This window comes from Ornithinimicrobium cerasi (assembly GCF_003702705.1).
GTDB lineage: Bacteria > Actinomycetota > Actinomycetes > Actinomycetales > Dermatophilaceae > Ornithinicoccus > Ornithinicoccus cerasi.
Genome location: NZ_QZMN01000024.1, coordinates 1 through 12,790, shown reverse-complemented (window position 1 = coordinate 12,790; position 12,790 = coordinate 1). Strand labels below are relative to the sequence as shown.

The following is a 12,790-nucleotide window of genomic DNA, read 5'->3' as shown; positions in this document are numbered from 1 at the left end:
GGACGTCGGAGTCCCTACTAATCCGCAGACCACCCGGCGGGTGTGACTTCTGACGCGATAATGCTCGCTTCTCCCGGCGATGCAAGAGGTGTGTGGCACATGAGCAGGGCGGTTTCGGTCGGTGTCAGCGTCGGTGAGTCTGCGCGGGCTCTGCTTGGCTCGGAGTCGGTGAGCGTGCGTGAGTCGTGTTCGGCTCGGCCTGTCTGGGCGGTGATCGGTGTGCGGGGTGAGTCCCTGGGCCGTGTTCGTCCGCTTCAGGTGGTGTCAGGAGTTCTTCCCAGGTCGAAGGAGAGTCACGGTGGAGCAGACGGTGAGGCAGCAGGCTCGGGCGCGCGCTCGGGAGGCTCGGGCGAAGGTACGCCAGGATCAGGCGCAGCGAGAGCGACGCTTGGCCAAGCGGGGAGAGCTGGTGGCCTTGGCACTGGCCGAGCGGGACGCGGTGACCACCGACTGCGAGCAGCGGGCAGGGCGGGCGTTGCGATCGTTGGTCGAGGACGAGGGGTTGGCCACGCAGGAGGCGTTGGCGTGGTGCGGTGTTGCCACTTTGACCGCTCGGGAGGTCTACCGGCTCATCCGTGGGGTGGCTGGCGGCGACCAGGCCAATGACGCCGGCGAGGACCGGTGCGAGGATGCGCCAGCATCGGCGGAGACGGCTGAGAGCAAGCTGTGATGAGTACGCAGAGGTTGCTTGTGCCGGCCTAGCGGCGCTGTCGGCAGCGCTGGGCGACCGGCGAACGGTTCAATCACGTATCGCCACCCACCCAGACCGAGGCGTGGGGATGGTGTTTCGCGTTGACGGTGAACACGCCCGCAGGACGAATGACGACATGGTCGATGTCGGGGTTGTCGCAGCTCGGGAGCGGTCAGCACGTTTCTGATTTCCTCGGCGGGGGCAGTCACGTCGCGCCGGTTGGCGGCGGTCAGGCCTGGACGATCTTGGCTCGAACAGGCGCGACGCGGTGTCGGCGTCAGGCGCCTGGGCGAGTAGTACCAGCGTCTCCGGGGCGTACAGCTCCTCGAATGCCGTCAGCGCGGCGGGGAAGAACTGTCGCAGGGCCGAACCCCGGCGCAGCACGTGCCGGGTCCGGTCCCAGAACATCGACTGATGCGCCGGGCGCTGACATTGACCGCCTCGATTGTGACGCTGTCGCCAGCGGCCGGGCGGTGGTGGGCCCGGTCCGCGCGGACGATCTCAGCCAGCAGTTGCGCATCCGCGGTGTCCGACTATGAACGGGGACGCCGCCCCTTCCATCGGGAGTTCCCGCAGATGGCCCGCCACAAGCAAGGGATCACCAGGTCTCCCGGTCGCTTGAATGACGCCGCCTAAGGGAAGACCCTGCACCCTAGATCCCCCGAGCTGGAGTGCCGCTCCCGTTACCTGGCCACCGACATCGGGTTGCAGCCCTTATCCGGTGTACCCGGCCGCGACCAGCGACCCTTGCCACGGGCGGCGGTCGGTCTCGACTTGGCGATCGACCGCCGTAGACCTCGTGGAAGTGCTCGGTGATCTCGCCGGTGGTCAGGCCCTGGCGAACAGGCTGATCGCGACCGCGTCCACGTCGGAGAGGCGCCGTTGTCGCTTCTTGACGAGGACCGGTTGGAAGGTCCCGGCCCGGTCCCGCGGGCCCGCGATGGTCACCTCCCCGGCGGCGTCGGTCAGGACCGTCTTGGGCGTCGTGCCGTTGCGGATGTTGCCGTTTCCGGCGATGGGGGCCTGGTGCTTTCGTGGCCGAGGTGCTCGGTCAGCTCCTCTTCCAGGGCTGTCTCCAGGACGGTGGCGGTGATCGCCCTGAGCAGCCCGTCGGGGCCGGCCAGGTCCTCACCGCGAGCCCGGGCGGCCTTGACCAGTTCCCGGACCGCGGCCTGCTCGGCCTCGCTGCGCGAGGTCGTCTTCATCGCCATTTGCAGCATGGAGCTCACGCTCGGAATGTTCTCGGTCATCAGGTGACCCTCCCCGCCAGCTGAGCCGGCGTGTCAGGCCAAGAACACCGTTCGGTGGACAGTCCTCGGTTTGGTGTCGGGGTTGCGTGTGTGGGTATGGGTGGGTCAGGCTGCCTGCGTGGTGGATACGTTGTTGGTGGATGTGGACGGGGACGGCTCGGCTCGGGTCTCTGTGTTGCGGGGTGGGGATCTGCCGGCGCCGGTGACGGGGGTGGTGCCGAAGGTCGAGTGGCCGTTAGATGCTGCTGAGCTGGAGGATTTGAGGTGGTATCTGGAGCAGTATCTGGCGTTGCCGTATGCGGTCTATGAAGAGCGGGGCGCGCGGGTTGCAGCGGGATTGGGGGAGTGGGGGCGGCGGGTGTTCGAGTGTGTTTTCGGCGCCGGCCCGGCCCGTGATGCGTATGTGGAGTTGCGAGGGGCGGGGGCGCCGTTCGAGGTGGTGCTCCGCTCGCCTGCGGTGGGGGCCTTGGGGTTGCCGTGGGAGCTGATGTGGGATGCGTCGCGGCCGGTGCCGATGGTGTTGGACGGGGTGCGGATCTCCCGGAGCCTGCCGACGGGGGCAACGGGGAGGACGTTCGCCGTGGAGGGAGAACGGTTGCGGGTGCTGATGGTGATCTCGCGGCCGGCGGGGGTTGCGGATGTGGCTTATCAGATGATCGCGCGGCCGTTGGTGGACCGGTTGTCGAGTGTGCGGGGCCAGGTGGATCTGGTGGTGCTGCGTCCGCCGACGTTGGAGGCGTTGCAGGCTGAGCTGGTGCGGGCGGCGGAAACAGGGGCGCCTTACCAGGTAGTGCACTTCGACGGGCACGGTTCCTTAGGTCAGGAACCAGGTCGGGTCGCTGGGGGCGGGGGGATGTTTGCGGATGGGACCGGGGTGGGGTCGTTGGTGTTCGAGAAGGCGCAGGGTGGGGCGCAGGCGGTGGATGCGGGCACGGTCGCGCAGGTCTTGGCGGCTGGGCGGGTGCCGGTGGTGGTGCTGAATGCTTGTCAGTCGGGGGCGGTGGGTAAGGAGCTGGAGGCGGCGGTCGCGACACGGTTGTTGGGTCAGGGCGCGCGGGCGGTGGTGGCGATGGCCTACAGCGTGTATGCCACCGCGGCGGCGGAGTTCATGACCGCGTTCTACGAGAGGCTGTTCGCCGGCGACGTGGTCTCAGCAGCGGTGGCCGCCGGGCGCGAGCGGATGGCCCGGCGCAACTTGCGGCACAGCCCCAAAGGCATGCTGGAACTTCAGGACTGGGTGATCCCAGTGCACTACATGCGCAGCGAGGTGTCCTTCCCCCAGTTGACGACAACTCACCAACCCGCCGCGTCCATCGACGCGCTCCTCGACCGTGTTCTGCAGCAACCATCAGACCACGAGCCGGGTCGCGACTTCTTGGCGGCGACGGGTGAGTTCGTGGGCCGGGACGACTTGTTCTATCAGATGGAGACGGCGTTGCAGCGTCGGCGTGCTGTGGTGCTGCACGGCCCGGGTGGCACGGGGAAGACGGAGCTGGCGAAGGCGTTCGGTCGTTGGGCCGCCGCTACCGGTGGGGTGGTTGACCCGGGATGGGTGGTGTGGCACTCGTTCGAGCCGGGGGTGGCCACGTTCGGGGTGGACGGGGTGGTCAACGTGATCGGCGGACAGCTGCTCGGCACCCGCTTCCACGCTCTCACCGCCCAGGAGCGGCTCGCTGTCGTTACCCGTGTACTGGCCGAGAACCGGGTGTTGCTGGTGTGGGACAACTTCGAGTCGGTGCACTCGATGCCCGACCCTCACGAGGCGACACCACCGCTGCCGCAGGAGGAGAAGGAGCGGCTGGCCGACTTCCTGGATCAGGTCACCACGGGGAACGGGCGGTCCATGGTGATCGTGACGTCCCGGACCGCCGAAGACTGGTTACCGCCCGGCCTGGTCCGGCTCGTCGTTGGCGGGTTGGGCACCGAGGAGGCAATCGAGTACGCCAACAACCTGCTGGCACCGTTACCTGTTCCTGCCGGGCACCGGGCCACCCGTGACTACGCCGACCTGCTGCTCTGGCTGGACGGGCACCCGTTGAGCATGCGGCTGACCCTGCCACATCTGACCCGGCACACGCCCAAACAGATCCTCGAAGGCCTCACCGGGCAAGACAGTGACCTGTTTGATGGTGACATCGACCTGCAGGCGGAGGTCGATGGCCGCACCCGATCCACCTCGTTGACGGCCAGCATCACCTACTCCTACCGGCACCTGCCCCAGGACGTCCAGCACCTGATGCCGGCGGTCGCCGCCTTCCAGGGAGTGGTCGACCAGGACGTGCTTGGCAACTTCTCCTCCATACCCGGGGTACCTGCCCGGTTCGCAGGAACTAGCGCCCAGGAGTGGGCGGGGGCGCTGGAACAGGCCGCGAAGGTCGGACTGCTGACTGGCCTGGGGGCCGGGATGTACCACATCCATCCCGCCCTGCCTGGGTACCTGTCCGCGATGTGGCGCAGCCACACAGGCACCGAGACCGACTATCGAGCTGAGCGGGCCGCCGCGGACACTGCGCTGCTGCACGCCTACGCGGCCTTCGGCGACTGGCTGGTTCACCAGATCGGGTCCGGAGAAGCAGCCCTGGCGTTTAGCCTCATCGGTGCGCAGAGAGCAACACTGCACCGCCTACTCACCCTGGCACTCGGCACCCAGGAGTACTCTGCAGCCCAGGCGGTCTTGCAGGCATTGGAGGCATACGGTGCTGCGCGCGGATCGCGCGAAGAGCAGGACGCGTGGACCGACCGTGTGCGCCTGACCACCGAAGCTGCCGATGGAGTTCCCCCGGCGCTAGACACCCCAGCCGGTGCCCTCTGGCTGTTCGCTGTCGCCGAGCAAGCTTCTCGCTATCAGCAGGCGAGGTTGCTCGACCGAGCCGAGCGCGCGTATGAGGACATCCTCGCCATGCTGGAGCAGCAACCCCCCACAGACGCCTTAATGCTTGACGTCGCGACTGCATACCACCAGCTCGGGATGGTCGCCCAGCACCGGGGTGAGCTGGGCCAGGCTGAGGACTGGTATCGCAAGTCGCTGACGATCGAGGAGGAGCTCGCCAACCAGCCTGGGATGGCTTCCAGCTACCATCAGCTCGGGATGGTCGCCCAGCACCGGGGTGAGCTGGACCAGGCTGAGGACTGGTATCGCAAGTCGCTGACGATCGAGGAGAAGCTCGCCAACCAGCCTGGGATAGCCTCCAGCTACCATCAGCTCGGCATCGTCGCCCAGCACCGGGGTGAGCTCGGCCAGGCTGAGGACTGGTATCGCAAGTCCCTGAGTATCAAGACGCAGTTGAGGAACCGGCCCGGCATGATCAGCAGTTACCACCAGCTCGGCATGGTCGCCCAGCAGCGCGGCGAACTCGGCTTAGCCGAAGGCTGGTACCGAAAGGCGCTAACTATCGCGGAGCAGCTGAAAGACCGGCCCGGGATGGCCGGGAGCTACCACCAGCTCGGGATCGTCGCCCAAGGACGCGGGGAGCTCGACCAGGCCGAGAACTGGTATCGCATGTCCTTGACGATCAGCGAGGAACTCAAGTATCGGCCTAGCATGGCGAACACCTATACCCAATTGGGGTTCCTGGCCGAAGCAACTTCGGATGCGTGGGAGGCATTGGAGTGGACTGTGCGAGCGGTGGCGACGTTTGAGGATTTCCAGAACCCGGCCACCGGGCTGGCGCTGGCGCGATTGGTGAGGATGACGGCTAGCCTAGGTCACCCCGCTCTGGCCAGGACGTGGGAGCAGGTCACGGGGCAACCTCTCCCCGAGAACGTTGGTAGGTTCATCGCCGACGCCACCGAGGCGGCGCGAGAGCAGGAGTCCAAGGAGGATGGGTAGTGGAGAGATCTGTCGAAGCAGCGGCGCGGGCGGCCGCGATCCGGTTGAGCGAGCAGTATGGAGCGGATGTCCCGACGGACGTCGATGTGGAGTTGGGCAGGGACCCGGATGCCCCCCCCGATCAGTATGTGGACCCGGTCTCGATCGGCGCCTTAATTGTCAGCATCGCGAGCCTAGCGTGGACGGTATATCAAGATCTGCGGAGGCAGAACAAACCAGAACCCACTACAGAGGTGGTGTCACGTACCGTCCGGCTCCAATTGGATCATCCCAGCCACTCGTCGCCGGACGAGCGCGCGCACGTCATTGACGTCACCGTCGAAGAATTGCTCCGCCAAGCACGCCCAGCCAACTGACAGCCCCGGCCCTTAGCGCGGAGTTGCCCTGCAGTAAGTGACCCAGGTTAATGCGCCGACCTGGATATCGAGGGTGTGTCCCATGTGGACAAGTCCCCCTCGGCGAATTCAAGCCGTCTGCGCAACGGTGAGTAGTTGGGCGAGTTAGCGGCGGGGGTGTCGAACGCGAGAGTCTTTCGTGGGCGGGTGTTCAGGAGGGCCTGCGCCTCGCGGATCTCCTCGTCGGTGAGCGTGGTTGGGCGTGCCGACGATCACCTGCTACCGGTGCGGACCACGCCCCGTCGGACGTGGATCACACCGTTCTTCAAAGTCCAAGTCCTTGCGGCGCAACTCGATGAGCTCCCCGAACCTCAGCGCGCACGAGGACGACAGCAGGACCATCGGTCGGTACTTGTCGGGCATCGCCTGTGCGATCGCCTCCAGCTCAGCAATTGTCGCCGGCTCTCTGCTTGACGCGCTTAGTGGTTCCAGCCCCCCGGATGTGGCAAGGGTTCGCCGGGTCCTCTCATCAGTCACCGCTGTTCCGAGGACGGTACGCAGCAGCCCGTAAGAGTGCGCCCGAAGAGTGGGCCGAGTCTTGTCCAGGCCGGCGGTACCAGTCCTGCACCATCTCACTGGTGACGCGCGCCAAGGACACGTCCCCAAGTTGGGGGAGGATATGTCGGTCGAGCAGTGCTCGGTAGCGGTCGTGGGTACGCGGCTTCAGCTCGCGCTGCTCCATCCACCGTTCGGAGTAATCGGCCAGCGTCGACGTCTTGCCTGACTGCTCCCTTACATTTCTCGTCCTGGGTGCGGCCCACTCGTCTCGAGCGATAGGGCGATGCTCGGCAGCGAGCCACATCTCGGCGTCGATCTTAGACTGAAAGGTGGCGGGAGCACTGTGGAGGACGGTGTTTGGCCCGATGTAGCGGGCACGGTAGCGGCCGCTCGGCACCCCCGAGCGCTGGGGCACCGGCTGGGGGTGTGTCGCCCCAGGGTCCGTCAGTGCCGCGTGTCAACCTGTAGGGACGCGGCACAACACAGGAGGGATGAGGGCATGGCGGGGTTCAAGTTCAACGACGAGGAGATGCGAAAGCTGCAGCGTCAGGTAGAGGCCAAGACCGAGCCAGCATCGGCGGAAGCCAACCGGGCGGCGCAGCGGCACGACACCGCCGAGGGAAGGGCGAAGGCGTATGCCGACGTGATGCAACGCCACGGCATCACGATGGACAAGGCTGGGCTGGTCAAGCGGTTCCGTGCGCTGATGGGCGAGCAGGGAGTAGTGCGGGCGTGGACACCATAGGATTGTGGTTTTCGGGGGTCTCAACACTGCTGGCGGCGGCTGCCCTTGTCTGGGCCATCCGCGACACCAACCACGAGCGGCGCCTACTGCGGGAGCAGGAGGACAAGCGGGCTGTAGAGCGACGACAGCGCGACGCGGCCGAACGGCGCCGACAGGCAGAGTCGGTTGCAGCCGTCATCCACATCGAGCCGGAAGCACAACCGGACCCGAAGTCTTGGGTGGCCCCGCCGGAACCCACGGGCGACGCAGGGTGGGACTCGGTGCTCGGCGGGCCCGGGGGGAATCTAATGGCGCTCCGGGACCGCTACGAGCGGTACGTTTACCACGGGTGGGTCAATGTCCATAACCAGTCGTCGATGCCTATCTACGACGTCCGTGTGCCCGTAGAAGAGCGGGACGGCATGGTACGGATTGGAACGCAGAATGTCGTAGCGCCTGGACAAGTAGGCCACATCCACCTCGCCCCGCGTGACACCAGGGACGAGCACTGGGAAGCCGTCACCGTCCAGTTTCGCGACGCGGCGGGCGTCATGTGGCACCGGCACGAGGACGGCGAGTTGCACGAGGGCGAACGATGGCGGGACGAGGAGCCTAGCCCGGACGACGTGTAGGGCTCTCACACGCACTGAGCGGCCCGTGGGCGCTGGTCGGTGCGCCGTGCCCGAGCAGGCTGTTCTTCCGTCGAGGAAGCGCTCACACGTTGTCAGCGTGACAAGAGCCGCGGAAGGTAGCACACCGGGGCACCGTGGGGCCGTCGCCTGAGCGCGCTATCCTCCCGTCGAGGAAGCGCTCAGACGTCATCGACAATACGCACCGACGCCAACGCACCGCCCCGTTGCGCCACTTGATGGTCCAGTGGCCCTTCCCCGATGTGCAGGCGCATCGCGTTGACGCACCCGAGGAACGCCTTGCCGAAGTCGTTGCTGCCGTGCTGGTAGCCGCGCAAGTCTTCCTCGCTGATAGCAGTCCCGTCGGTCGGTAAGTGAGCGTATCTCCAGAGGTACTTGACCCCCACGTCCGTCGCGTAGTCAAGGGAGTCCATGACGGCTTGGTTTCCCACCAGCGAAATCTGTGACCTCAGTCGGCTGGCCTCCTGCAGCCACTTGTTCGACAGTTCCGCTAACTGGCTTCTCCACTCCGACGACGTGTGCTCCTCCGCACTGACTTCCATCTGGTCATCAAGGTCTTCCAGTTTGTCCAGGTGGGCGAGCCATGCGGCGTAAAGGGTGCGCCGGTCGTCGTGGAACCTACGCTCGTCCTCTGCCTTGCGGCCGCGTTCCTCGCTGCGCCCGCGCAACCGGTCGCCGAGTGCCACTCCACCGAGGGTGCCAGCGACAGTCAGCAGCGGCGGCAGCCATGACCAGTCCATGGCCCTGATGCTACGGGGCCGGTCAGGCGGGATGCTCGCGGTCGATCCGGTCGGGCTTGCGCATGGTGTTGGGCCAGACCAGGGCGAGCGCCAGCGCCATGACGAGGTCGCCGTGGCCCTCGCCCTCGCGGCGGGGTGCGTCGTAGGTGGTGCGGCCCGCGGCGCTGATCTTCTGGCGGAACGCTAGGAGCTCTTTCTGGAGAACGGGCACCAGCGGCCCGGGAGCGATGCGCAGGCGTCCACCCTGGAGCGTGGCCTGCACGGCGCCCATGAGGTCGCTCTCAAGCACGTTGTAATCGGTGCCGTGGTCGCCTCCGGTGATGGTCACGCCCACCGGGCGGGTGATTCCGGCCATGGGCCCGTCGCGCCACGCCTCGGTGAACATATCCATCACGGCCACGCCGACGCCGGTCCGGTCAATCACCGGCAGTGCGTCGGTGGACAGCGGCGGGCGGCGCATGAGTGTGCACACCTGCTCCACGACCTCGTGGTAAGGGGTGCCCATCGGCCAGCGGGCGAGGTGGCGCACGTGGTTCTCCTCCACGGGGCGGCCCACGCCGGGGCGGTGCTGCTGAAGAGTTGGGCGTCGGCGTCCTCGAACTCGCAGAGGTAGTCGCTGGCCCACACGAACCGGCTGACTGTGGCTTGCGTATCGCTGATGCGCCGTTCGTCGTACTGGTCGCTAGCGTGCACGTCCACGAGGTGCCGCTCCCAGCCGTTGACCGCTGCGCCGTCGCCTTCGTGCAGGTCGTAGAACCAGCCGCGTGCGCCCCACGGGGTGGAAAGCGCCCAGATGGCTCCCTGGGAGCCGACCATCGGCAGCACGGCGGCGAAGATGTCGTCGTCCACGCGGGCGGCCTCGTCCAGCACGAGCAGCCGTGCCCCGGCGAATCCGCGGCTGGTGCCCTCGGTGCCGGGCAGGCTGATGACGCGGGAGCCGTTGACGAACTCGATCGCGCTGGCCGCCTCACGGGCGATGGGCGGCGGGCGGCCCGACGCGCGGTAGAGGCTGCGCACCCGCACCAGGAACTCGTCGGACTTTCGTTGGCTGGGGCTGATCACCAGCACTAGCGACGCCGGCTGGTAGAGCGCGGTGTGCAGCGCCTTGACCGACGTGGTCGTCGTCTTGCCGACCTGCCGGGCGCACCGGACGAGCACGCGCCGGGAGGTGGAGCGCATGAGGGTGCGCTACCAGCGATCAGGCGCAAACTTCAGCCTCTGGCCGGCGAAGACGACGGGGTCCAGCGCGGCGGCGAGGTCACCGGCCAGAGGGGAGGGCGAAAGCACCGGGGGCACCTCCCTCGGTGTGCTCCAGCGCGGCCAGCCGGGCGGCCACGGCTGCGCCGGCGTCGGGGTAGGGGCGCAGCGGGTCCAGCATGGCGGCGCGGATGGCGAGCCACGGTGCGGCTACGGCCAATGTGCGGCGTCAGGCCGTACGTCGTTCTGGGCTACTAGAGACTGGACGCAGGGTCGGTGTCTGGCCAGACTCGATCCAGGTGCTCGACGGGACGCTCTCTATTGGGCTGCCCACCCCCCGTTCCTGTGGGGGGTGTGGCTCACTTTCGGTCTGCAGCCCGTCGGGCACCGCTGACGAGGCGTGGCTCAAGAAGGGACTGCCCTGCTCGTAGTAGCACTGCCCACCTCGCCGACCACAGTTGGTACGAGCGTCAGGTAGGCAAGACATGGGACGGGTCATCATCGGGGTCGATCCCCACAAGCTGTCGGCCACCATCGAGGTCGTCGACCAGCAGGAGAAGCTGCTCGGCGCAGGGCGGTTCAGCACCGACCGCGCCGGCTACGCGGCTATGCGCACGTACACGAGGTCGTGGCCCGAGCGCCTTTGGGCGGTGGAGGGCGCCAACGGTGCTGGCCGTCCCCTGGCGCAACGGTTGCTCGAGGCCGGTGAGCACGTCGTGGATGTACCTGCCAAGCTCGCTGCTCGGGTCCGGCTCTTCGACACCGGGCACAATCGCAAGACTGATGCCTTGGATGCGCACTCGATAGCGATCGTCGCGGTCCGCACCGAAAGGGCTGCGGGTCCTGAAGGTCGACGGTGAGCTCGAGGCGTTGCGGATGCTGGTCGACCGGCGCGAGGCGCTGACCCGGCGACGGGTCGCCGTGGTGAACCGGCTGCAGGCGCTGCTGGCCGAACTGCTTCCCGGACAGGCCAAGAAGGACATCACCACAGGCCAGGCCAAGCAGCTGGTGGCCAGCGTGCGTCCACGTGACGTCGCCGGCAGGACCCGTCGGCGGATCGCGGCCGAGGAGCTGGCCGAGCTGGTCGTCGTGGACGCCAAGATCCGCAAGGCCGCCGCCGAGCTCAAGACCCTGGTCCTGGCCCGGGGCTCGACGCTGATGGGGCTGCACGGTGTCGGGCCCGTGGTCGCCGCGCGGGTCCTGGCCGACGTCGGTGACATCGCCCGGTTCGCATCTACCAGGCCATCTACCAGCCGGGATCTGCGTTGATGCGACCCTCGCCGCTGGCGCCGCACCGCCGTTCGCCGCTGCGGACGGGGCGGGAGCACCGGCGCGCGCAACAGCGTGTGGAGCGGCGGCGGCCCCGGTTCGAGCAGCCCATGCTGACCGTGCACGAGCGACCCCTTCCAACCCGCCGACCGGACCGAGGCGGGGCACTGGGAGGGCGACCTGATCATCGGCCGCGAGCAGCGGTCGGCGATCGGCACACTGGTGGAACGCCAGACCCGGGTGCTGCGCCTGCTGCACCTGCCCTACCGAGACGGGGAGGCACTGCACCAGGCGCTGGCAGCCCGCCTGGGGGACCTTCCGCCGCACCTGCGGCGCTCGATCACCTGGGACCAGGGCACCGAGATGGCCAGGCACCTGAGCATCCCCCGGACCGTCGGCGCCTCGGTCTACTTCTGTGACTCTCACTCACCCTGGCAGCGCGGGTCGAACGAGAACACCAACGGGCTGCTGCGCGACTACTTCCCCAAGGGGACCGACCTCGGCATCCATGAGCTCGAGCACCTGCTCGCTGTGGAGGACGAGCTGAACAATCGCCCCCGGATGGTCCTCGGCGACCGCACGCCGCACCAGCTGTTCACCGCGCTGCTAGCCTCCCAAGGTCCGCCGGTGTTGCGACGTTGAGTGGAACCCACCGCGCCGTACCTGCTCAGTTTTCAAGCGCCGCCGACAAGCCATGTCACGACCGCTGGGAGGTCGCCCAGCCACGGCCGGAGCACCGTGCCACCTCTATGCCGCCGCCGACGCACGGCGGGGCCTGCAGATGGGCTGCTGGTGGAGGCAAGAGCGAGCTAACTGTCACTGTGCTGACACGGTGTGACTGCGCGAGCGAATGTTTGCTGGTCAGAGCAGTGTAGGTGAGGTTCCCGTCATCGAAATCAAGGTGGAGAACCCGTGGACGGTGCCCTAGCTCAACGGGGACATCGGGAGGCGCGCAGGGTCAGGTCTGCGGAGGTGCTGGCCGGCCGCACCGCTGGTTCATCGAGCCACGCTGATCACCCTGACGAGGCCGGGTTTCCCCGGACTCTCCGGTTCCTCCCCGGGCCGGTGGTGTCTCGCATGGCTTCCTCGGCCTCGTCGAGCGCGGCACGCACGGCGATAAGGTCGTCGGCGTCGATGGTGGTGTCGGCCTGGAGGGCGGTAAGGCGGTCAAGGGTCCCGCGGGCGTGGGCGGGCTCGTCGGCGCGGATCTGAAGCTCGACCAGGTAGGCGAGGGCTCGGGCCTTCTCTGGTGGCGTTCCGTCGTGCTTGTCGACGGCGCCACCCAGGACGCGCAGCGCCTGCGGGACGTCGCCGTGGGAGTCGGCCATGACGACGGCGTTCTCGAGAGCGATGGCGAGCCGCCCGCCGCCGGCCGAGACCCACCCGGTGCGATCGTCGACTACCCTCGGCTCCTGACCGACGTCGGGACGTTGGCTGACCCGCACCCAGTTGCCAGCCGGGTCTATCACGCTGAACCTGAATCGCCCCGGGTTTCGTGGAGGCTCGGTTAGTTGGATCCGACCTCGGTGAGGACCGGGTTCTTACGG

General features: G+C 67.5%; 11 protein-coding genes and 2 pseudogenes. 7 read left to right on the top strand and 6 right to left on the bottom strand.

The window, feature by feature from the left end; genetic code table 11:
• The first annotated feature begins 298 nt into the window (after positions 1-298).
• On the top strand, positions 299-670 hold the full coding sequence (locus tag D4B81_RS17055; RefSeq protein ID WP_122263875.1) for a hypothetical protein: 372 nt from the start codon (positions 299-301) through the stop codon (positions 668-670).
• 787 nt (positions 671-1,457) lie between these two features.
• On the opposite strand, the pseudogene D4B81_RS19055 reads toward D4B81_RS17055, so the two are convergent.
• Positions 1,458-1,941 (bottom strand): annotated as a pseudogene (locus D4B81_RS19055) (transposase); the annotation flags it as partial.
• Between the two features lie 118 nt (positions 1,942-2,059).
• On the opposite strand from D4B81_RS19055, the gene D4B81_RS17035 reads away from it, so the two are divergent.
• Complete coding sequence (locus tag D4B81_RS17035; protein ID WP_161965261.1) at positions 2,060-5,770, top strand: CHAT domain-containing tetratricopeptide repeat protein; 3,711 nt, start codon at positions 2,060-2,062, stop codon at positions 5,768-5,770.
• Between the two features lie 864 nt (positions 5,771-6,634).
• Here D4B81_RS17035 and D4B81_RS19375 read toward each other — a convergent pair.
• Complete coding sequence (locus tag D4B81_RS19375; protein ID WP_474100191.1) at positions 6,635-7,060, bottom strand: tyrosine-type recombinase/integrase; 426 nt, start codon at positions 7,058-7,060, stop codon at positions 6,635-6,637.
• 102 nt (positions 7,061-7,162) lie between these two features.
• Here D4B81_RS19375 and D4B81_RS17020 point away from each other — a divergent pair, with 102 nt between their 5' ends.
• Both D4B81_RS17020 and D4B81_RS17015 read left to right on the top strand, forming a co-directional pair.
• Positions 7,163-7,408 (top strand): hypothetical protein, encoded by a 246-nt coding sequence (locus tag D4B81_RS17020; RefSeq protein WP_122263869.1) that lies wholly within the window; start codon positions 7,163-7,165, stop codon positions 7,406-7,408.
• Positions 7,396-8,019 (top strand): hypothetical protein, encoded by a 624-nt coding sequence (locus tag D4B81_RS17015; protein WP_122263868.1) that lies wholly within the window; start codon positions 7,396-7,398, stop codon positions 8,017-8,019. The genes D4B81_RS17020 and D4B81_RS17015 overlap by 13 nt, the downstream gene beginning before the upstream one ends.
• Positions 8,020-8,198: 179 nt before the next feature.
• On the opposite strand, the gene D4B81_RS17010 is transcribed toward D4B81_RS17015, so the two are convergent.
• Genes D4B81_RS17010 through D4B81_RS17000 form a run of 3 tightly spaced genes read right to left on the bottom strand, consistent with a single transcriptional unit; the run spans position 8,199 to position 9,956 of the window.
• Positions 8,199-8,777: a hypothetical protein gene (locus D4B81_RS17010; RefSeq protein WP_122263867.1), complete on the bottom strand. Its 579-nt coding sequence runs from the start codon at positions 8,775-8,777 to the stop codon at positions 8,199-8,201.
• A gap of 22 nt (positions 8,778-8,799) precedes the next feature.
• Positions 8,800-9,237, bottom strand: a complete 438-nt coding sequence (locus tag D4B81_RS17005; RefSeq protein ID WP_122263866.1) for a hypothetical protein — start codon at positions 9,235-9,237, stop codon at positions 8,800-8,802.
• Complete coding sequence (locus tag D4B81_RS17000; protein WP_122263865.1) at positions 9,198-9,956, bottom strand: terminase large subunit domain-containing protein; 759 nt, start codon at positions 9,954-9,956, stop codon at positions 9,198-9,200. Before D4B81_RS17000 ends, D4B81_RS17005 begins: the two co-directional genes overlap by 40 nt.
• A gap of 503 nt (positions 9,957-10,459) precedes the next feature.
• Between D4B81_RS17000 and D4B81_RS19050 the strand changes: the two genes are divergently transcribed.
• The 3 genes and pseudogenes from D4B81_RS19050 to D4B81_RS16990 form a co-directional block, all read left to right on the top strand.
• Positions 10,460-10,834, top strand: coding sequence for an IS110 family transposase (locus D4B81_RS19050; RefSeq protein WP_237566081.1), 375 nt, complete (start codon positions 10,460-10,462; stop codon positions 10,832-10,834).
• Positions 10,835-10,850: 16 nt separating this feature from the next.
• Positions 10,851-11,243, top strand: coding sequence for a transposase (locus tag D4B81_RS19045; protein WP_237566080.1), 393 nt, complete (start codon positions 10,851-10,853; stop codon positions 11,241-11,243).
• A pseudogene (locus D4B81_RS16990) lies at positions 11,207-11,885 on the top strand (IS30 family transposase); the annotation flags it as partial. The gene D4B81_RS19045 and the pseudogene D4B81_RS16990, both read left to right, overlap by 37 nt.
• A gap of 371 nt (positions 11,886-12,256) precedes the next feature.
• On the opposite strand, the gene D4B81_RS16985 reads toward D4B81_RS16990, so the two are convergent.
• Positions 12,257-12,712, bottom strand: a complete 456-nt coding sequence (locus tag D4B81_RS16985; protein WP_122263864.1) for a tetratricopeptide repeat protein — start codon at positions 12,710-12,712, stop codon at positions 12,257-12,259.
• Positions 12,713-12,790 lie beyond the last annotated feature (78 nt).